This is a genomic window from Leuconostoc sp. JNUCC 76 (assembly GCF_053667755.1).
This window is the reverse complement of the sequence record NZ_CM132206.1, coordinates 2,051,515-2,073,281: the sequence shown is the minus strand read 5'-3', so window position 1 is coordinate 2,073,281 and position 21,767 is coordinate 2,051,515. Positions and strand designations below refer to the sequence as shown.

Annotated in this window: 20 protein-coding genes; 16 read left to right on the top strand and 4 right to left on the bottom strand. The window is 37.0% G+C overall.

The features are described from left to right. Window positions 1-39: 39 nt before the first annotated feature. Window positions 40-582 carry a hypothetical protein gene (locus JNUCC76_RS10460; protein ID WP_454154652.1) on the bottom strand — a complete coding sequence of 181 codons (543 nt, stop codon included), beginning with the start codon at window positions 580-582 and terminating at the stop codon, window positions 40-42. Beyond that, a complete protein-coding gene (locus tag JNUCC76_RS10455; protein WP_454154650.1) occupies window positions 575-1,075 on the bottom strand; it encodes an aminoacyl-tRNA deacylase in 501 nt (166 codons plus the stop codon). The genes JNUCC76_RS10460 and JNUCC76_RS10455 overlap by 8 nt, the downstream gene beginning before the upstream one ends. 76 nt (window positions 1,076-1,151) lie before the next feature. On the opposite strand from JNUCC76_RS10455, the gene JNUCC76_RS10450 reads away from it, so the two are divergent. Both JNUCC76_RS10450 and JNUCC76_RS10445 read left to right on the top strand, forming a co-directional pair. Further along, window positions 1,152-1,880 carry a GntR family transcriptional regulator gene (locus JNUCC76_RS10450; RefSeq protein WP_454154649.1) on the top strand — a complete coding sequence of 243 codons (729 nt, stop codon included), beginning with the start codon at window positions 1,152-1,154 and terminating at the stop codon, window positions 1,878-1,880. 273 nt (window positions 1,881-2,153) lie between these two features. Further along, window positions 2,154-4,595, top strand: coding sequence for a phosphoketolase family protein (locus JNUCC76_RS10445; protein WP_454154647.1), 2,442 nt, complete (start codon window positions 2,154-2,156; stop codon window positions 4,593-4,595). Window positions 4,596-5,014: 419 nt separating this feature from the next. On the opposite strand, the gene JNUCC76_RS10440 is transcribed toward JNUCC76_RS10445, so the two are convergent. Then, window positions 5,015-5,806, bottom strand: coding sequence for an ABC transporter ATP-binding protein (locus tag JNUCC76_RS10440; RefSeq protein ID WP_454154646.1), 792 nt, complete (start codon window positions 5,804-5,806; stop codon window positions 5,015-5,017). Between the two features lie 318 nt (window positions 5,807-6,124). On the opposite strand from JNUCC76_RS10440, the gene ilvB reads away from it, so the two are divergent. From ilvB to ilvA, 4 genes are all read left to right on the top strand, one after another. Further along, the gene (ilvB, locus tag JNUCC76_RS10435; RefSeq protein WP_454154644.1) at window positions 6,125-7,834 is read left to right on the top strand and encodes a biosynthetic-type acetolactate synthase large subunit; all 1,710 of its coding nucleotides are present in this window, start codon (window positions 6,125-6,127) and stop codon (window positions 7,832-7,834) included. Beyond that, entirely contained in the window at window positions 7,834-8,079 is a 246-nt protein-coding gene (locus tag JNUCC76_RS10430; protein WP_072614355.1) for an ACT domain-containing protein, read from the top strand. The genes ilvB and JNUCC76_RS10430 overlap by 1 nt, the downstream gene beginning before the upstream one ends. 34 nt (window positions 8,080-8,113) lie before the next feature. Further along, a complete protein-coding gene (gene ilvC, locus JNUCC76_RS10425; protein WP_454154642.1) occupies window positions 8,114-9,157 on the top strand; it encodes a ketol-acid reductoisomerase in 1,044 nt (347 codons plus the stop codon). A gap of 72 nt (window positions 9,158-9,229) precedes the next feature. Then, the gene (ilvA, locus tag JNUCC76_RS10420; RefSeq protein ID WP_454154640.1) at window positions 9,230-10,495 is read left to right on the top strand and encodes a threonine ammonia-lyase IlvA; all 1,266 of its coding nucleotides are present in this window, start codon (window positions 9,230-9,232) and stop codon (window positions 10,493-10,495) included. Window positions 10,496-10,532: 37 nt separating this feature from the next. Here ilvA and JNUCC76_RS10415 read toward each other — a convergent pair whose 3' ends face one another. Beyond that, the gene (locus JNUCC76_RS10415) at window positions 10,533-10,925 is read right to left on the bottom strand and encodes a RidA family protein (protein ID WP_454154638.1); all 393 of its coding nucleotides are present in this window, start codon (window positions 10,923-10,925) and stop codon (window positions 10,533-10,535) included. Between the two features lie 99 nt (window positions 10,926-11,024). On the opposite strand from JNUCC76_RS10415, the gene JNUCC76_RS10410 reads away from it, so the two are divergent. The 10 genes from JNUCC76_RS10410 to rlmH all read left to right on the top strand — a co-directional run bounded on the left by JNUCC76_RS10410 (window position 11,025) and on the right by rlmH (window position 21,753). Further along, a complete protein-coding gene (locus JNUCC76_RS10410; protein ID WP_454154636.1) occupies window positions 11,025-11,939 on the top strand; it encodes an isocitrate/isopropylmalate family dehydrogenase in 915 nt (304 codons plus the stop codon). Window positions 11,940-12,062: 123 nt separating this feature from the next. Further along, a complete protein-coding gene (locus tag JNUCC76_RS10405) occupies window positions 12,063-12,875 on the top strand; it encodes a Cof-type HAD-IIB family hydrolase (RefSeq protein ID WP_454154634.1) in 813 nt (270 codons plus the stop codon). Between the two features lie 104 nt (window positions 12,876-12,979). Then, entirely contained in the window at window positions 12,980-13,477 is a 498-nt protein-coding gene (tpx, locus tag JNUCC76_RS10400; RefSeq protein WP_454154632.1) for a thiol peroxidase, read from the top strand. Window positions 13,478-13,581: 104 nt separating this feature from the next. Continuing rightward, the gene (locus tag JNUCC76_RS10395) at window positions 13,582-14,562 is read left to right on the top strand and encodes a ribose-phosphate diphosphokinase (RefSeq protein ID WP_260355116.1); all 981 of its coding nucleotides are present in this window, start codon (window positions 13,582-13,584) and stop codon (window positions 14,560-14,562) included. Between the two features lie 106 nt (window positions 14,563-14,668). Then, entirely contained in the window at window positions 14,669-15,376 is a 708-nt protein-coding gene (yycF, locus tag JNUCC76_RS10390; protein WP_010281559.1) for a response regulator YycF, read from the top strand. Window positions 15,377-15,443: 67 nt separating this feature from the next. Then, window positions 15,444-17,309 (top strand): cell wall metabolism sensor histidine kinase WalK, encoded by a 1,866-nt coding sequence (walK, locus tag JNUCC76_RS10385; RefSeq protein ID WP_454156567.1) that lies wholly within the window; start codon window positions 15,444-15,446, stop codon window positions 17,307-17,309. Next, on the top strand, window positions 17,299-18,591 hold the full coding sequence (gene yycH, locus JNUCC76_RS10380) for a two-component system activity regulator YycH (protein ID WP_454154629.1): 1,293 nt from the start codon (window positions 17,299-17,301) through the stop codon (window positions 18,589-18,591). The genes walK and yycH overlap by 11 nt, the downstream gene beginning before the upstream one ends. 58 nt (window positions 18,592-18,649) lie before the next feature. After that, window positions 18,650-19,444: a two-component system regulatory protein YycI gene (gene yycI / locus JNUCC76_RS10375; protein ID WP_454154627.1), complete on the top strand. Its 795-nt coding sequence runs from the start codon at window positions 18,650-18,652 to the stop codon at window positions 19,442-19,444. A 60-nt stretch (window positions 19,445-19,504) separates the two neighbouring features. Then, a complete protein-coding gene (locus JNUCC76_RS10370; RefSeq protein WP_454154625.1) occupies window positions 19,505-20,644 on the top strand; it encodes a S1C family serine protease in 1,140 nt (379 codons plus the stop codon). A gap of 629 nt (window positions 20,645-21,273) precedes the next feature. Then, window positions 21,274-21,753: a 23S rRNA (pseudouridine(1915)-N(3))-methyltransferase RlmH gene (gene rlmH, locus JNUCC76_RS10365; RefSeq protein ID WP_454154623.1), complete on the top strand. Its 480-nt coding sequence runs from the start codon at window positions 21,274-21,276 to the stop codon at window positions 21,751-21,753. Window positions 21,754-21,767 lie beyond the last annotated feature (14 nt).

Genomic DNA, 21,767 nt, shown 5'->3' with positions numbered 1-21,767 from the left:
AAAAAATCCTTAGTATGTCAGAATGGCATACTAAGGATTTTAAAGTGTGTATTGTAATATTGTGACGACTAAAATGACAATTATATATAGTGGAACGCCGCGTCCAAAGTTGCGCCAATCAGTGGCTGATAAATTAAATCCAAGTAATAAGCTACCAATAATCACTGCAACAATTAGATTTTTAATATATGAATCAGGTGTCCATACAAATTCTATTAAGAGCCAAATAACACTTGAAATACCAATTACAGGCGCCACGCTGATAAATGTATTACCTAGTTTTTGATAAAAACTATGGGGATTGTACTCTCGGTTAACATATCCTAATACATGATCATCACTAATTTGCCACAAACGAAATCCAATAACATGATGTCTGAAAATCACGGCGATAATTAGATGGCTAATTTCATGCGTTACAACACCAAAAAAACTTAAAACAGCGGTGGTTGTGTAAGATGTATGTGTTGTTAACCATTTTGTCAGCATTCCAGAAAGGAAACTAATAAACCAAGCAACTAGCACCGGTAAAATCAAAAAGTAGGCGATATTGTGTGCTAATAATGACAAAAAATCAATCATGTTCTAGTAAATCCGCAAACTCAGAATGAATTAAGTTGACAACTTCTTGTGGGTTAACTTTATCCGAACGACTGAGCTCGCCACCACTAACAAGAATATAAGGCAGTTTAGCTGCAGTAAGATCAAAATAAATTGGAAAATGTTTATTTTGCCAAATACCCACAGGATTATTTGCGCCATGAATATAGCCAGTAGTTTTTTGTAAATCCTTGAGTGGTATCATGGCTACCTTTTTATTGCCGGACACTGCCGCCAATTTTTTGAGCGATAAGTGTTTTGTAATTGGTAAAACAGCAACAATTGGACCTGTCTTATCACCATGTGCTGCCAATGTCTTATAGATATCGTCATGTTTCACGTGAAACGTTTCTAGAATAGCATCGCGCTCGTCTGGCGTTTTATCTAATATATTAAGGTTAAGCGGTTCATAGTTAACATTGTGTTTGTCCATTACTTGTTCGGGTAATGTTTTTTTCATTTTCTTTTTACTCATAACACTATTTTATCACAAATTGGGTCTACCAATACAGTGACTGGTCAGACCAATGTGTGTTATACTAAATAACATTATGTCAGAAGCTATTTATGTGACCGTACAAGCGGATCTAAAACAGAAAATTTACCAAGGTGAATTTCCCAACTTAAAATTACCAGATGAACGTTCATTAGCCGAGCAATATGGTGTTTCACGTTCTTCAATTAAACGTGCACTAAATGTGTTAGTTCAACAGGGTGTTATTTTTAAAAAGCGTGGTAGTGGTACTTTTGTTAACCCGTTATATCTTAAAAATCATGCAATTTTTCAACATGAAGGATCCAACCTGGGTGTGTCCGATTCATTTCGTGTTGACGGACAAGCACCAAGTATCGAATTGCTTGATTTCCAAGTGATTCCAGCAACACCAGAACAGCAGCAAGCGCTTTTTCTTAATGATGGTGATTTTGTATATGAGATTAAGCGGTTGCGCCGTTTGGAAGGGGTGCCATTTATGATTGAACGTGGCTATGTACCTATTAATGTATTGCCAGGACTAAACAGAAGTATAGTTTCTGGGTCAGTCTACGAATACATTGAAAAAAACAAGCATCGCACAGTTACGAAATCATTTATGACAATTATGGCGGAGCCTTCTAATACTGAGGATCAGAAATTGCTTGAATTGAAAGCTACTGAACCTGTCGGCATTATGGAAGGAATTTTTTTCATGGATGATGGTACGCCTTTGGAATTTTCGACGATGCGCTTACATTATAAGTACCTTCGCTATAATGCTTTTGTGAGTTTAGATTCCGAATAAACTTACAACAATAGAAGATTAATATATAAACGCAATAAAAAACAAATCTAGTGTGTAAGATTTGTTTTTTTATGTAGAGAACAAAGCAACATGCAATTGGTACGTTCCAATTATAATTAAAAACCAACCATATTTTTTAAAAACCTGACCCAATTGAACCTTTTCTCTTGAAGAAAAAAGTATAATCGGTTATACTATAGGAGTAAATAACGGAAGAAGTTCGTGGTTTACGGTGTTTATTATTCTTGCAAAAAATAAGGAGTACTTAATCTCATGGCAGATTTTGATTCAAAAGAGTACTTGGAACTTGTTGATAAGTGGTGGCGTGCAACTAACTATTTGTCAGCGGGGATGATCTTCTTGAAGAGCAACCCATTGTTCTCAGTTACTAATACACCTATCGAGGCTGAAGACGTAAAAGTTAAGCCAATTGGACACTGGGGTACAATCTCAGGTCAAACTTTCTTGTATGCACACGCTAATCGTTTGATTAACAAGTATGGTTTGAACATGTTTTATGTTGGTGGTCCTGGTCACGGTGGTCAAGTTATGGTTACTAACGCATACTTGGACGGCGCATATACTGAAGATTATCCTGAAATTACTCAAGATATCAAGGGTATGAGCCACTTGTTTAAGCGTTTCTCATTCCCTGGCGGAATTGGATCACACATGACAGCTCAAACACCAGGTTCATTACACGAAGGTGGTGAATTAGGTTATTCATTGAGTCATGCTTTTGGTGCCGTTTTGGATAATCCTGACCAAGTTGCTTTCGCAGTTGTTGGTGATGGTGAAGCTGAAACAGGTCCATCAATGGCTTCATGGCATTCAATCAAGTTCTTGAATGCAAAGAATGATGGTGCCGTTTTGCCTGTCTTGGATTTGAACGGATTCAAGATTTCAAACCCAACTATCTTCTCACGTATGAGTGATGAAGAAATCACAAAGTTCTTTGAAGGATTGGGTTACTCACCACGCTTCATTGAAAATGATGATATTCATGACTACGCAACTTATCACCAATTAGCAGCAAACATTTTGGATCAAGCTATTGAAGACATTCAAGCTATCCAAAAGGATGCTCGTGAAAATGGTAAGTATCAAGATGGTACAATCCCTGCATGGCCAGTAATTATCGCTCGCTTGCCTAAGGGTTGGGGTGGACCAACGCACGATGCAAGTAACAATCCTATTGAAAACTCATTCCGTGCCCACCAAGTGCCATTGCCTCTTGAACAACACGATTTGGCAACATTGCCAGAATTCGAAGCTTGGATGAATTCATACAAGCCTGAAGAACTGTTCAATGCTGATGGAACTCTGAAAGATGAGTTGAAAGCTATTGCTCCAAAGGGTGACAAGCGTATGTCAGCTAACCCTATCACTAATGGTGGTGCTGATCGTTCAGACTTGAAGTTGCCTAACTGGAGAGAATTTGCCAATGATATCAATGATGATACACGTGGTAAAGAATTCGCCGATAGCAAGCGCAACATGGACATGGCAACATTGTCAAACTACTTGGGTGCCGTTTCAGAATTGAACCCAACTCGTTTCCGCTTCTTTGGTCCTGATGAAACAATGTCAAACCGTTTGTGGGGATTGTTCAATGTTACACCACGCCAATGGATGGAAGAAATCAAGGAACCACAAGATCAATTGCTTAGCCATTCAGGTCGTATTATTGATTCACAATTGTCAGAACACCAAGCTGAAGGTTGGCTTGAAGGATATACTTTGACTGGTCGTGTTGGAATCTTCGCATCATACGAATCATTCCTGCGTGTTGTCGATACAATGGTTACACAACACTTCAAGTGGTTGCGTCACGCTTCAGAACAAGCATGGCGTAATGACTATCCATCATTGAACTTGATTGCAACTTCAACTGCTTTCCAACAAGATCACAATGGATATACTCACCAAGATCCAGGTATGTTGACTCACTTGGCTGAAAAGAAGTCAAACTTCATTCGCGAATACTTGCCAGCTGATGGTAACTCATTGTTGGCTGTTCAAGAACGTGCCTTCTCAGAACGTCATAAAGTTAACTTGTTGATTGCTTCTAAGCAACCACGTCAACAATGGTTTACAGTTGAAGAAGCTGAAGTATTGGCTAACGAAGGTTTGAAGATCATTGATTGGGCTTCTACTGCACCTTCTGGTGATGTTGATATTACATTTGCATCTGCTGGTACAGAACCAACAATTGAAACATTGGCTGCATTGTGGTTGATTAACCAAGCATTCCCAGAAGTTAAGTTCCGTTATGTTAACGTTGTTGAATTGCTACGTTTGCAAAAGAAGTCAGAACCTAACATGAATGACGAACGTGAATTGTCATCTGAAGAATTTAACAAGTATTTCCAAGCTGATACACCAGTTATCTTTGGTTTCCATGCTTATGAAAACTTGATTGAATCATTCTTCTTCGAACGTAAGTTCACTGGTGATGTATATGTTCATGGATATCGTGAAGATGGTGACATCACAACGACATATGACATGCGTGTATATTCACACTTGGATCGCTTCCATCAAGCTAAGGAAGCTGCTGAAATCTTGTCTGCAAATGGTAAGATTGACCAAGCTGCTGCTGATACATTTATCGCTAAGATGGATGATACATTGGCAAAGCATTTCGAAGTTACTCGTAATGAAGGTCGTGATATCGAAGAATTCACTGACTGGAACTGGTCACCACTTAAGTAATTATAGATTATTTTGAAAAAACCGACTATTATTTTAATAGTTGGTTTTTTATTGTGAAAAATAACGGTGCAACAAATAAAACCAAGTAAAATTGGCCGCACAAAGTTATGTATGAACTTTATTTCTCAAAAAATTAGGCAGTTTGCAGAAAATATTTCATTTTAATAAATAAATGACAAAAGCCCCTGATTAGCTAGCTAATCAGGGGCTTTAAAAATCACCATATCAGCTGCTCATAGTCTGAAATGACAAATGAGCAGAATAAATATCAGCTCATTGTCATTAAGTAATAATGACGATGACGCTGAGAATGAGTTGATTAGTTACTGACATGGTTTTATTCATAGCATTTTCTCCGTACGTTTATTTGACTTAATTAAAACATATATATAATTTCAAGTCAAGTTCACATTTTATTTTCATAAATTAGCTGGATATACAGCAATTCTCTGATTTGATATGGGTATGATTTTAATTGGTTCAGGATAAAACTTTGAGAGTAGTGACTCAGTCAATATCTCACTACGAGTTCCCTGTGCAAAAATGTGCCCATGCTTGAGTAGCATTACATTTTGAAAAATTGGTAAGATTTCTTCAGTGTAGTGTGAAACAAATAATAATGTTGGATGATTGGGTAGTTGTGCAAGTTTATTAATTTGCACTAATAATGATTCACGAGCAAATAAATCTAGACCATTGCAGGGTTCGTCAAGTATAAGTAACTCAGGTTTACCCAGGAGAGCTCTTGCAATTAAAACTAATTGACGTTGGCCTTGTGATAAAACTCGGTATTGTTTATTTATTAGCTCAGATCCACCTAATTTTTTTAGTAAGTTAATTGCTTCGTTCAAATCACTTTGTTCAAAATCGTTATGAATACCAATCGTACCAAACTTTCCACTTAAAACAATATATTGCGCTAAATGTTGTTCTGGGAATTGTGATTGAATAGCCGTAGAAATTAAGCCGATCCTTTTTTTTAGTTCTAGGACGTTAGTTTTTCCAAATGTTTCTCCGAGAACGTTTATCTTGCCAGTAGTAGCCCAATAATCACCATAAAGCAATGACAATAATGTTGTTTTACCGGCACCGTTCAAACCCATCAATACCCAATTTTCGCCTTTTTTAAGAGTCCAATTGATATTTTGTAATATCATTTTTTCTCTTTCAAATGAAACGTTTTCCATTGATAATACTGCATCTTCTGCCATATAATTGTTCTCCTTTAGATTAAAAAAAAATGAAACAATACATTTAGAATATCATTTTTATAAATCATTAACTGTCTCAATTGACTGAAATATTCCGTTATTATATACCTTGAAATATTCCAAAGTTATATATTATATTTTCAAACACTGATATATCAAAGATTATAGAGCTTTGTATTGAACTTTTTTAGTCTTTTTTATATTTATCAAGTTGACATCACTAATTCGATTTGTCACAATACACTTGTTGCTTTGTTAATCAAAATCTAATTTTACTAATTTTCAAGGTGGCTGATAATTTTAAGAAGGGAGTAAGCTATGAAAAATGTAGTATTAACCGAAAGTAAGAATGGTGCAGAGATACTACTAGATTCTTTAGAGAAAGCAGGTGTTGACAGTCTCTTTGGTTATCCTGGCGGGGCAGTTATACCACTATATGATGCGCTATATGAATCGAGTATCAAACATATACTTGTTCGTCACGAACAGGCAGCTTCGCATGCTGCAGAAGGCTATGCAAAGGCTACAGGGAAACCAGGTGTTGTGCTAGTCACTTCAGGACCAGGGGCAACAAATACAGTTACTGGAATTGCAGATGCCTTTTGCGATTCAGTTCCATTAGTGGTTATATCTGGTCAAGTCGGTTCAGCAGCTATTGGTTCAGATGCCTTTCAAGAGTTAGATATTTTGTCTATAACAAGTTCTGTAACTAAGATGAGCTATCAAGTTAGAACAATTAGCGAATTACCATTAATTGTTGAAGAAGCATTTAAGGTCGCAGTCTCTGGTAGACCTGGACCGGTGCTAATTGATTTGCCGAAAAGTGTTATGTTGGCGAAAAATGATGAAAATAATCATGCTAGTACATTCTTCCACCAAATTGATAATACTAAACCTGTTGTTGATACTGTTAAGGTACGCCAATTAGTAGCAGCTTTGTCTAAAGCTCGTCAGCCACTTATTATTGCTGGGGCAGGGGTTTTGAAATCAAATGCACAAGAATTATTACGAACATTAATGCATCGTTATCATATACCAGTTGTGTCGACATTATTAGGGTTGGGTGCTGTTGATTCTGATGATCAACTGTTCCTGGGAATGGTTGGTATGCATGGGTCTGTTACAGCTAACACAGCAATCGATCAAGCGGATTTTATTTTGAATATTGGTTCAAGGTTTGATGATCGTGTTGTGACAAATGTAGACGATTTTGGAAAAAATGCAATAATTGCCCATGTTGATATTGATGCAACAGAGTTAGAAAAAGTATTGTCGACAACTTATGCAATTCACGCTAGTGCTGATGATGCTTTCAATGCTATTCTTTCTGAATTGAAGAACATAACGATGACTGATACATCAGCATGGCAAAATCTGAACCGGCACGATAAAGGTGAATCAACTTTTCACTATCATAAGTTGAAAACTGCTATCATGCCTCAAGAAGTAATTCAAGCCGTTGGTGAAGTTACCGAGGGAAATGCGATAGTAGTAACAGATGTTGGACAACATCAGATGTGGGCAGCACAATTTTATCCATTCAAGCATAATTACCAAATGATAACTTCTGGTGGTTTAGGAACAATGGGGTATGGCCTACCTGCAGCTATTGGGGCCAAATTTGCTCGGCGAGAGAAAGAAGTTGTGCTCTTTGTCGGTGATGGCGGGTTCCAAATGACATCGGAAGAACTAGCTATTTTGAATGATAATAATTTAAACATTAAAATTGTTATGTTTAATAACCATTCACTGGGCATGGTTAGACAATGGCAAACATTGTTTTTTGACGGTCGACTGTCTAATACAGTTTTCAAGTCGCAACCACGATTTGATCAACTAGCACAAGCATATGATATTAACTATGCTCGGATTGATAATCCGAATAGTATGTTTGAAGAGTTGCAGGAAGCTTTTGACTCAAATAAGTCAATTCTTATTGAAGTAACCATTCCTGATGATGTAAAAGTTTTGCCAATGGTTAACGCTGGCGCAGCATATCGGGATATGATTACTGAGGAGGAAGCTTAATGGATAAGACATTTATAACACGTGTGTATAATAGACCGGGTTTATTGGTTAGATTTGCGAGTGTACTAACTCGCTTAAATTTGAACATTAAGTCGTTGATGGTCACGCCTGATGAAGATCAAAAAATTTCCACGATTTCATTTATTTTTGAATCTGAAGACGAAAAACAAACGGCAACAGTTCGACGCAATTTATTAAAACAATTAGATGTATTAGCAGTAAATGATGGTTTTTGCCATTATTAATCAAAAAGAATTTAAAATCATGGAGGATTTTACTATGGCTACAAAGATGTTTTATGACAAGGATATTGATACAACACCATTAGAAGGCAAAAAGATTGCTGTTATTGGTTATGGTGCACAAGGACATGCTCAAGCAAATAACTTACGAGACTCAGGATTTGATGTCATCATGGGCTTGCGTCCAGGGAAGTCTTTTGATAGCGCTAAAAAAGATGGCTTTGAAGTTTATTCAGCAGCAGAAGCTACGGCTCAAGCAGATATTATCATGATGGAAACACCAGATGAATTGCAAGCTTCTGTTTGGGAAAAAGAAGTGGAACCTAACATTAAAGCTGGTTCATATCTTGGATTCTCTCATGGATTTAACATTGTGTATGGTTTGATTAAGCCAAATGCTGACATCAATGTCATGATTATTGCACCTAAGGGTCCAGGGAACATTGAACGTCGTCAATTCGTTGAAGGTGGTGGTATTCCTTCTTTGTATGGTGTACAACAAGATCCTACTGGTGACACAGCTGACGTTGCCAAAGCTTATGCTAAGGGTATTGGTTCAGGTCGCGCAGGTATCTTGGAAACAAGTTTTGAAGAGGAAACAACTGAAGACTTATTCGGTGAACAAGCTGTTCTTTGTGGTGGCCTGACACAATTAATTGAAGCTGGATTTAACACACTGGTTGAAGCAGGTTACTCACCAGAGTTGGCTTATTTTGAAACATCACATGAAATGAAGATGATTGTTGATTTGATTTTCGAAGGTGGTTTCGAAAAGATGAGACATGACTGCTCAAACACTTGTGAATACGGTGAAATGTTGAATGGTCCACGTATCATTACTGAGGAATCAAAGCAGGGAATGCGTGATGTTTTGAAAGATATCCAAGATGGTACCTATGCAAAGCAATGGTTGGCTGAATACAATTCTGGTTTGAAAGATTTGGAAAAGAAGCGTACAGAGTATAAGAGTGGTTTGTACGAGCAAACTGGTAAGAAAGTTCGTGCCATGATGCCATGGATTTCAGATGCTGATAAGTATTCAACAGCGGCAGATACTGAACAGTTCTCAGCAGCAAAGTAATAACATGAAAAGCATTTTCTGAAGGTAATGCTTTTCGTACATAAAATGAATTAGTAATCGGAGATGAATTATATGACAACTGTGGAAAAACTAACAGCTGAAGAAATAGAAGAAGCACATCGAGTCTTATCAAAAGTAGTAACGCATACGCCATTGGTATATGACGATTACTTGTCAAAAAAATACAAAGCAGATATTTATCTTAAAAGAGAAGACATGCAACGTGTACGTTCTTTCAAAATCCGTGGAGCCTACTACAATATCATTAAGGCAGAGAAAGAAAAGTTAAATAATGGCGTTGTTGCTGCATCAGCTGGAAACCATGCACAAGGCGTAGCTGATACGTGTCATAATTTAAAAATACAAGCAACTATTTTTATGCCTGTAACTACGCCGAATCAAAAAGTTGAAGCTGTTAAACGTTTTGGTAGTCAATACGTGACAATTATTCTAGTAGGAGATACGTTTGATGAGGCGCAAAGTGCGGCCCTTGACTATACTGAGAAACACAATATGTTTTTTGTAGCTCCTTTTGATGATCGACGTACTATGGCTGGGCAAGGGACAGTCGCGGTAGAAATATTTGAAGATGCAGCGGAGCAAAATATTTCAGTTGATTATTTAGTTGCATCTGTTGGTGGCGGTGGCTTGATTGGTGGTTTATCAACCTATTCAAAAAAAATATCACCACAAACAAAAGTTGTTGGTGTAGAGCCACAAACTGCGCGATCAATGCAAGCTGCTTTTAAGGAAAAAAAACCGGTAAAGGTTGAAAATATTGATCATTTTGTTGATGGAGCTGCTGTTGCTTGTGTTAGCCAATTTACCTATAATCAAGCACAACAGTATGTTGACAAATTACTAGGTATTCCAGAAGGGAAAGTGGCTCAGTCAGTTCTAGATTTATATACTTATGAAGCAATTGTAGCTGAGCCAGCTGGGGCAATGCCGATAGCTAGCCTGGATTTTATGGCTGATGATATCGCTGGAAAGGCTGTAGTTTTGGTTATCTCGGGCGGGAATAATGATATTGGGCGCATGCAAGAAATGGAACAGAAAGCGTTGATGTATAAAGGACGCCAGCAATTCTATTTAGTTGAATTTCCACAACGTCCAGGAGCATTACGCCAGTTTGTTAATAATGTTTTGGGACCAAATGATGATATTACCCGCTTTGAGTATACAAAAAAATTAAATGCTGAGATGGGTTCTGTTATGGTTGGTGTCTTATTAGGTGCAGAAACAAATGTTGATGACCTAACAGAACGCTTGGCGGCATTCTTTCCAAAATATATCAACCTGCAAGAGAACACGGTATTATTTAATATGCTCGTCTAGACAAAGAAAAAAACTTGATTTATTTCAAATCAAGTTTTTATTTCATCGCAGTAATTTCAATTTCTAGTTTAGCATTTTTAGGTAAAGCGGCTACTTGGATAGCTGAACGTGCTGGGAACTCTTCAATAGAAGTAGTTTCAAAGTATTTTTCGTATATTTCATTAACTAAGGCAAAATCAGCAATATCATCGAAAAACAAACCAGCTTTTACGATATCATTTCTTGAAAATTCGGCTTCATGTAAGATGTTATCAATGTTTTCAAAAATTTGATGTGCTTGTTCAGCTGTCGTAGATCCAGCAAATTCATCTGTTTCAGGATTAATTCCGATTTGTCCTGAAATATATAACGTGTTGTTATTTTGAATAGCTTGTGAATAGGGACCAAGCGCTTTCGGCGCTTTAGTAGTTGCAACGACTTTCTTTGACATGAATAATGTCCTCCTGATAGTTATTTTAATCTAAAAGTATTTATTATGCAACGTTTATAGAACAAAAAAACGAAAAAATGAGAATATATAGGAATAATTATGGCGTATAAATTAGCAATATTAAAAGGCGATAAAGAATCTAGCAGTGTAATTGACAGAGCTTTGGACATTATTAAGTCAACTGTAAATGATTCAATTGCATTCGAGGTGACGGAACTTCCTTTTGGGGTTAATGCAGTACTTTCATTTAATGAGCCGTTACCAAACCAGACGCTTCGTGAATTGAAGAATTATGATGCCATTTTGGTTGGCGCACTTAATCAAGAGGTAGGAACGGATAGTTTACTAAGCGTACAAGAATCACTTGTGGCATTGAGAAGATATTTAAATATCACACTTGCTTTCAAAGCGGTTCAAATTTCTGATAATAATGTTGGTGCTTCACCACTCAAGGATCAAATAATCAGGGATACGGATTTTGTAATTGTACAAAGTGCTAAGAGGGCTGATGATCACGTGGATGGTAACATTTCGGTCGATGATTTCGCACAAGACACAATAACGTATGAACAACGTGAAGTTGAGCAGGTTATCATGGCGGGGTTTGAGCGGGCGATGAACCGAAAAAAGACGGTCACAATCGTCACTCCTTTTGATTCGTTTTATACATCAAAAATATGGGCACTAACTGCTGAAAAAATTGCTAAAATATATCCCGATGTTGTTGTAAACTATGTATCGTTATCACGTATGATATCAACTATTATTCAGCAACCAGCTAGCTTAGATGTTGTTGTTGCTCCTAAATGGGTTGACCAGATTCTAAATGAAGAAAGCCAAAAAATTACGGGTCTACCTGAAACAGTGCCGCTGTCTATGAAAAATAATAGAGGACAAATGCTATATCAGTTACCACAAATCAATATAGATGATAAGGATTTGATGATAGCAACGGGGGAAGGCACAGCTAAGCTTATTTTAAAAGAATGTTTTAATCATTATGATAATTTGTAAAAAAATTGGTGTTTAGTCACCAATTTTTTGTTGTTTATAATGCAATTAATAATATACAAATTAATGTTTTGAATGCGCTGCTGTTTGGTATAATAATAGTATCCCTAAAAATGGAGTCAAAACATGTCAGAGATAAAAATTGTGTCTATCGATATTGATGGCACACTGATTAACGATGAGCGTCAAATTCCGTTAGATGTAAAATCTGCAATTCAACAGGCACTTGCACAAGATGTCAAAGTTGTTATTACAACCGGTCGACCACTTCCTGGTGTTCGCAATATATTAGATGAGCTAGGTATTGTAGGAAGCGAACAGTATGTTATTACACATAATGGTGGTTTAATGCAAACCGCCGATGGCTCTCGAATTTTGTTTCATGCCGCATTAGATTTGGCTGAGTATAAAGAACTGAATACCTTTATGCGTGAGCAAAAGACGTATATTCAAGCTGAGGATCAGTTCGCGGCTTATACGACCAATCGTTTAATTCATCGTTGGGCTAGTTTTGAAAATTCCCTTGTAAATTTGCCGTTATATGTTGTTGATAATGACAATGAACTCGAGGAAGTTGAAATTATTAAAGGTATTGCCAACGCTGAATCTGATGATTTGGATAACGTACAAGCGAATGTGCCAACAAGTATTTCTGACAAAATGTCAGTGATTCGGTCAACTGCTAATAACCTAGAGTTTATCAACAAAGATGCTTCGAAAGGCAATGCACTTGAAGCCCTAGCAAAAGCATTAAATGTTGATATTAAAAACACAATGGCAATCGGTGATCAAGAAAATGATTATTCAATGATTGAGCGCGCAGGATTAGGTGTTGCCATGGGTAATGCAATTGAGAAAATTAAAACGATAGCTGACATCGAAACAGCAACAAACAATGATTCCGGTGTAGCGCGAGCCCTAGAAGAATATGTTCTTTAAAAGACAGTTGTATTTTAGTTTTGACACGGCTACTGTTATGATTGATGTAGATTACTTAATTGAAAATAAAATATTCCGATATATAAGCCAAGGAGGCAAAAAAGATGAATGTTCTGTTAAATGGTAATAAAGTTGCATTGGAAGGCGATCCCCTTAAAGTTGGTGATGAGGTACCGCATTTCAAATTAGTGGATCAAACCAATGAAAAAGTTAAGACGGCCGATCTATTAGGGAAAGTGACGTTGCTTTCTGTCGTTCCGGATTTAAATACAGATATTTGTTCATTACAGACACGTCGATTTAACCAAGCTGTGGATCAATATACAGATGTTAATTTTGTGACTATCTCCACAAATACAGTAGCAGAACAACGTGATTGGTGCGCAGCTGAAGGGGTACACAACATGCGTATGCTTTCAGATGAGCAAGAATCATTTGGATACGCAACTAAGTTATACGTACCAGACACTGGTTTTGACACACGTTCGATTTATATTATAGATGCCGCAGGCGTGGTCCTTTATTCGCAAATTGTGCCAGAAATTTCTGATGAACCGGATTATGATGCAGCATTGATAGCATTATCAAATGCCATAGCATAATATCTTATTTAAAACTTGTAATAAGACCTGTATTTAAATGTTTTTTTTGGTAAAATGAATACAGTAATACTACAATAGCTACCTATAAAAACTCGGAGTTAGACATGCCAGAACCTAAATTGAAACTTTTTTCACTCAGCTCAAACGAACCACTTGCGCAAAAAATTGCCGATTCGGTTGGTGTTCCGTTGAGCCGTATTTCCGTTAAGCGCTTTGCTGATGGTGAAGTGCAAATTAACATTGAGGAAAGTATTCGTGGCGATAATGTTTTTGTTATTCAATCGACTTCAGCACCTGTGAATGATAATTTAATGGAATTGTTGATTATGATTGATGCACTGCGTCGTGCGAGTGCAAATCAAATTAATGTTGTCCTTCCTTACTATGGTTATGCACGTCAGGATCGTAAGGCTCGTTCGCGTGAACCGATCACAGCCAAATTAGTTGCTAATATGTTGGAAAGAGCCGGAGCTACACGCGTGCTAGCATTAGATCTTCATGCAGCACAAATTCAAGGTTTCTTTGACATTCCAATGGATCACTTACAAGGGGCGCCGTTGTTAGCGGATTATTTGATTGAATCTGGCATTGCTGATAAGAAAAACTCTGTTGTTGTTTCACCAGATCATGGTGGAATGACGCGCGCACGCAATCTTAATAACATGCTGGAATTAGAGTCACCTGTTGCAGTAATTGATAAGCGTCGTCCAAAACCTAATGTTGCTGAAGTTGGTAGCATCGTTGGTGATGTTCAAGGCAAAATAGCCATCATGATTGATGATATGATTGACACTGCAGGCACCATTACGCAAGGAGCGGAACTGGTTATGCAACATGGTGCTAAAGAAGTATATGTGGTGGCGTCACATGCTGTTTTCTCTGGTCCTGCTGTTGAGCGTTTACAGAACTCGGTATTCACTAAGGTTATTTTAACTGACTCAATCAATTTGCCTGAAGAAAAGAAATTTGAGAAATTGGAAATTGTTTCTGTAGGGGAGCTAATTGGTGAGGCTATTCGTCGCATTAGTAAAAACGAAGCAATCAGTTCATTGTTTAAAAATCGTTTTTCTCGCCGTACCCGTTAAACAAATATTATTGTATTTTTATGAGAACAAGTTATTACTTGTTCTTTTCGTTTACCCAAAATGTTATAATGAAAAGAAACTACACATATACGATAGGAGTTCAGCCATGAGTAAAGTATTAGTTGTGGACGATGAAAAACCGATTTCTGATATTATTAAATTCAATCTAACCAAAGAAGGCTACGATGTAGTCACTGCAGCGGACGGTCAAGAAGCACTTGATATGTATAATGATGAAAATCCTGATTTAGTTTTACTAGATCAAATGTTACCAGAAGTTGATGGTATCGAGGTTTTGCGTCAAATTCGTTCTAAGTCAGATGTGCCTGTCATCATGGTGACTGCTAAGGATAGTGAAATTGATAAGGTTCTTGGTTTAGAAATGGGTGCCGATGATTATGTCACTAAACCATTTTCTAATCGTGAATTGGTTGCACGAGTTAAGGCTAATTTGCGCAGTCGAAAGTCTGTTTCGCAAACTTCTGAAGAGACTTTTAATAGCACTGAAGATATTCACTTAGGTGATTTAGTAATCCATCCCCAAGCCTATATGGTTTCAAAGGATGGTGCTGATATTGAGTTAACGCATCGTGAATTTGAATTATTATATTATTTAGCACAACATATTGGACAGGTGATGACACGTGAACACTTGTTACAGCAAGTTTGGGGCTATGACTATTTTGGTGACGTACGTACAGTAGATGTTACGGTTCGACGATTACGTGAGAAAATTGAAGACAATCCTAGCCATCCTAATTGGTTAGCAACACGCCGTGGCGTCGGATATTATTTACGCCCATCAGAAGAATAAATGAATGAAATTTAAGTTTACGCGTACATAATGAGGGGAAGAATGCTCGCCATTGAGCATAATGAAGATGACGTCAATTACTAAATTTTTCCAATCTATTCGTTTTCGCATCACACTTGTTTTTGTGCTGTTAATGATTATCGCACTCGAACTTTTGGGTGCTTTTTTCGTACGCCAAATGGAACGTCAGAACTTAAGGACATTCCAACAACAGATCACCTTACCTAAATATGTTACTGATCCAATTAACACTGCTTTACGTAATAGTAACTCTGATGAAGGAAATCATGAAATCCAAGACGTTTTGTCAGGATTAAACAATACCAACATTGAAGAAGTACAAGTTATTGATAAAACTGGAACAATTCGAGGAACGACTTCTGTATCAGGACAGCAAACGATTAGCCAAAAAACGACCGACATTAATGCACAAAAGGCGCTTGCTGGGGACCAGTCCTATGTTGCCACTCGAACGATCAATGAAAACGGCGAGCGTAAAGAAATCATGACGACGCCGCTAGGGGTGACTACGGGGAGATTAAAAGACGTCTCCGGTGTTATTGTTGTAAAAGCCAGTTTATTACCAGTATATAAGAATATTAACAGTGTCATGCGACTCTTTATTATTGCTGGCTTGATTGCACTAGTTGCCAGTGTGGCGCTGGCCCTATTTTTAGCAAGAACTCTAACAAGACCAATTGAACAAATCAGTGAACAGACAACTAAAATTGCTGAAGGTGATTACTCGATGGTGAATCACATTTATGGTTCTGATGAATTAAGCCAATTGGCATTATCGGTTAATGATTTGTCTACGCGTATTGAAGAGTCAACAGAAACAGTCAATGCGGAGCGTAATCGTTTGGATTCGGTTTTGACGCATATGGCGGATGGTGTTTTAGCCGCTAATCGCCGTGGCGAAGTCACCATTATTAATCAGGCTGCAGCAGATTTTGTAGGGGTTAACCGGGAAGAAGCCCTTGGACAAAATGTTGTTAGCCTCCTACGTTTAGAGGGCAAACGTACATTACGTGATATATTGGAAAATCTAAATGATTTTAGAGTAGATTTATCAGATGATAGTAAAGAACTGTTAGTCCAGACTTATGTTTCTTTGATTAAACGCCAATCTGGTTTTATTTCTGGATTAGTTGTGGTCCTACATGATATTACCGAGCAACAACGTATAGATTCTGAAAGACGTATGTTTGTTTCCAATGTTTCGCACGAATTAAGAACACCTTTGACTTCAGTTCGGTCTTATGTGGATGCTTTGGCAGAGGGCGCTATTGATGACCCAGAAATGGCCCAAAACTTTTTGGGCGTTGTTCAAGATGAAACGCAGCGTATGATTCGAATGATTAATGATTTGTTGGAGCTATCGCGTCTAGATCAAGGCACAATGGAGGTCAAACTAGAAGTTATTAATTTAAACAGTTTGTTTAACTTTGTTTTGAATCGTTTTGATATGATTTTGGAAAGTGACGCTAAAAACGAAAATACAATCACTAAAAATTATAATATTTTGCGTGAATTCACCAAGGAAGATGTTTGGGTTGAAGTTGATCCGGATAAGTTTACTCAGGTATTAGATAATATCATGAACAATGCGGTGAAATACTCACCAGACGGTGGCACTATAACAGCTCGACTGATTAAGACAAAAACACGTGCGATTTTAAGTATCTCTGATCAAGGACTAGGCATTCCAAGAAAAGACTTGGATAATATATTTAATCGTTTCTTCCGAGTTGATAAATCAAGATCCCGTGCACAGGGTGGAACAGGGCTAGGATTAGCTATTTCTAAGGAAGTGGTTGAAAAGTTTAATGGTCGTATTTGGGTAGATTCGGTTGAAAATAAGGGCTCTACCTTCTATATTTCGTTAGCTTATGTTGACGAAGAACCGGAGGACGATTGGGATGCAGAATAACCGATTAGTCCAAAGCATTGTGATTAGTATTTTATTGATGGTTGCTATTATTGTTTCTATTGTGCTAACCGCATTAATATTTATTTCGGCGGGCAGTCAAGAGGCCCCTACACAAACTGATCAACAATCGCAACCAGCTTCCGAATTGTTTAGACCTACGAACTATATTGTGAATGACAAAAGTGGCAAACAGCATATGGTTATGCACGCCACGAATGCGCAATATAAAAGTATTCATCAATATTTAGCAAATTCTAGAATGACGAATCCTACGCAAAGAAAAGCAACTAATAAGCAAATTAGTCAGTTACTGGATAAAACGCAAACAGCCTTGTATCACTATCCAGACGTTGTGCCAATTGAATATTTTAATTCTTATTATTCTCAGCGTGTATCAACGCATAAAAGTTTTAACTTTAACTATGTTGTTGTGCCACTTAGCCATTCTAAAAAAGCATATTTTGTTAATACGCAGGCTAAAACAATTACAACAGTTACGATTAGCAAAATTGATACAATTGAGGCGTGGAAGGTAGCCAGTCGGTTGCCCAAAGCTTTAACGGTAAACTTTAAAGCGGTTAATGGGCATGTAATGTTGAACTACCCGAAAAAGTTTAAATTGCCTGTATACTCTTATTTAGTGAATCATCGTGATCCAACGACTTATGTATCAGCACTTTTGGGTACTACAAATCAGTTAACCCAGGCCACTGAGAACAATAAAAAAACTTATACTAATAAATATAGTAATCAACAAATTATTTATGATCCAGATTTAGAAACAGTGACATTTACAGATAATCGAACGACTGGTACATTACAACGTAGCTATTACAATCGCTTGAATGTCGGTTTTTCGCAAATTAATTTGTTACAATTAGATCTCTCTGATACACGCTTTTACCAGAGCCGTGATAATGGGAAGGATATCACTTATCGGACGTTCGTTGAAGGGCTACCAGTTTATTACCAATCAAAGACTGGTGCTATTCACATGACGTTAGATAAATATGGTAATCTAACAAGCACCTATTCGTTAAATGAGTTAGGTGTGCCGGTTCCTAATACGCAAAAAGATGTAACTTTGCCAAAAGCAGCAGATGTTTTGGCTAAATTACAACAAGCTGGGGTCAAAAGTAGTGAATATTATTCTATTGCACCAGGGTATGAATGGTTGGCTAATAAAGAAAATAACGTTTCGGTCAACATGAATCCTACATGGATGATTGAAACGCCAACGGGTTGGATGAGCGTAGATACGTTTCTATCTAATCGAGAATAGTTTCCAATATGTGTATGATTCGGGGCGCCGAAAATTATGAAAGGAGGAATACGTTTCTATGCAGTTTAGACGACTAAAAATATTAATGACGATGTTATTCATCTTTTTGGACGTGTTTCTCTTTTTTTGGTGGCGCAGTAATCAGAGACTAAGTATTAAAGTGACCGATGCAAATGCGAATATCATTAGTGAGATTAAAAATCAAAAAATAAAAGTATCTAACTTTAGTACTTCGGTTACTTATGCTAGTTATTTAGCTGGTAAGCGATCAAATAGGTTGATGTCAACGATTGATAAGTTATCAAACTTCAATGCAAATATTAATAATCAAACACTCTACGTAACCTTCAATAAAACATCGCAACTGGGTAGGGGGAATACTAGTAGTGGTAAGAAAGCTGCGGCGGATGACGTTGAGGCATCAAAGATAGCACGTAATGCGGGATATCGATATAATCCTATTCTTTCTAAAGTTAATGTGAAAAATCGTGTAACCTACTCTCAATATATTGATAATTTGCCGGTCATCGCCAAACAAGGGCTGATGATTTTTAACAAAGATAAAGACCGTAAGGTAACTGATTTTACACAAACCAAAATAACTAAGGTTACAGTATTGCGTGATGAACGTGCGACAATTACAGAGGAAGCTGCAATTGTCGCTCTTTATAAATTCAATGAGCTAAATAGTGGTGATAAATTATCAAAAGGTGCTCTATCGTATGATACATCGGTAAAGGTTAATGGCTATGACATTTATTTGCCGGTGTGGGTATTTGTTGTAACACACGCAAATGGTAACACAGGGCTTTTGAAAATTAATGCTTTTACGGGTGATAACTTATCAGAATAGTTTAATTTTTGCTTAACTTCAAATTGATAAAATAAGATAAATATAGTTGAGAGGTGACTAATGGTACAATCAGCATTAACAAAAACGTTGTTAACTGGTGTCATTGCTGGTGTTGTTGGTGGAGGAGCAATTTTGTATGGGCAACAAGGTGTACAATTGTTACAAAATCAAAATCAAAAAGTAAGTACGACAGCAACAAGTACAAAAACGATTGCCAAGAATGCAACCGCTACATCTGCTTATAATAAGGTATCAGATGCAGTTGTATCTGTATTAAACTTTACTAAATCTAGTCAAAGTAGTTATCAAGAATCGTCAGAAGGTTCTGGCGTGATCTATAAAAAAACGGATGGATCGGCATTTATTGTAACGAATAATCACGTCATCACTGGAGCGGCTAAAATTCAAGTTATGCTGCATAGTGGGAAGAAAGTGACCGCTACACTGGTCGGAAAAGATGCGATGACTGACTTAGCTGTTCTGAAGATCGACGGCACAGACGTTACGACAACTGCACAATTTGGTGATTCAAGTAAAATAACTGTTGGTGAAAATGTCTTAGCAATTGGTTCGCCGCTGGGATCCGAGTATGCTTCGTCAGTGACGCAAGGTATCATTTCTGCCAAGAAAAGGTTAGTTGAGACGACATCTGAAAATGGTCAAAATTATGGTGGATCCACGGTTATTCAGACGGATGCTGCTATTAACCCTGGTAATTCAGGGGGACCATTAATTAATTTTGCAGGACAAGTTATTGGTATTAACTCCATGAAGTTATCAACGTCTTCCTCGGGAACGAGCGTTGAGGGGATGGGTTTTGCAATTCCTTCTGATCAAGTCGTTGACATTGTTAACAAATTAGTCAAAAATGGTAAGGTCACACGACCAGCAATCGGTATTAGTTTGATTAATTTGTCGGAAGTGACAGCTTCTGAGCAAAAATCAACATTGAAAATTCCAGATAGTGTTACTGGTGGTGTTGTAGTAATGAGTTTGACCAACAATGGCCCAGCAGATAAAGCTGGATTGAAGAAGTACGATGTTATCGTTGGCATTAATGGCAAGAAGGTAAGTTCACAGGCGGATCTGCGAGAAGAACTGTACAAGAATTCACTTGGGGACACAATAACATTGACTTATTATCATCAGGATACTAAGAAGACAGTCAAGGTTAAATTAACACAGAAATTAGCAAGCTAACAAAAATGTTAGCTTTTTCTTTACTCTTGTTTGACTTTTGTTAAAGAATATGTATTTTCTGTAAATGTTGAAAACAAGTTGAAAATGTTGACAATTTGTGGACTAAATACCAGGAAATGTGGAAAAGATGTTTAAATTGGTGGATAAGTGATTTATTTTTATAAGAAATAATAAATATTGGTAATTTTAGGCAATATTTAGTAATAAAAAGGTAGTTTTTAGACGGATAGCAGTAATGTTCGTGTATTGGAGTGATTAAAGAAAGAACACTTATGTAATCATATTTAGTATATATTTTCCGAACAATGTAAAGGAATTTTACTTTAAACATCAGTCGAACGCGTGTGCTTATCCACAATTGTGTATAACTTTGTGGATAACTGTGGATAACTTGCGAGAAAATATCTATAATTTGTCTAAATAAAAGTAAAATAACGTTTATAAAGTTATCCACATTTTTTTGAAATTAAAAAAAACAGTGGATAACTTAAAAAGCGAACAGCTAAAAGAGTTGGTATAAAAGCTTTTTTAGAAAAAAATATTTTTTTTGTTCGTGTGGATAACATCGGATATAATAAGTATAGATAACCAGTCAAAAATATTAAGAAATTGTAAAGAGTGGGTTTGAAATGAATATTAAATTAATCACGGTCGGGAAACTAAAGGAAAAGTATTTAAAGGAAGGCATTGCGGAGTATACAAAACGATTATCTCGCTTTTGTAAATTTCAAGTAGTTGAGTTGATTGATGAAAAGACGCCGGAAAATGCTAGTGAAGTACAGAATAATCAAATTATGGCTAAAGAAGGGGAGCGAATTCAGGCGAAAATTGGTTCGCGTGATTATGTTATTGTGCTAGCAATAGAAGGAAAACAGTTTCCTTCCGAGGAATTTTCTCAAAAACTTGAATTGATTGCGGTTAATGGCTATTCGGACATTACTTTTATTATTGGTGGTTCTCTTGGATTATCTAAGGAAATCAAGCAAAGGGCGAACTTAAAGATGAGCTTTGGTTTGCTGACCTTACCACATCAATTAATGCGTCTTGTGCTAATTGAACAAATTTATCGTGCCTTTATGATTCAACAAGGATCACCGTATCATAAGTAACATGTAAAAAAATG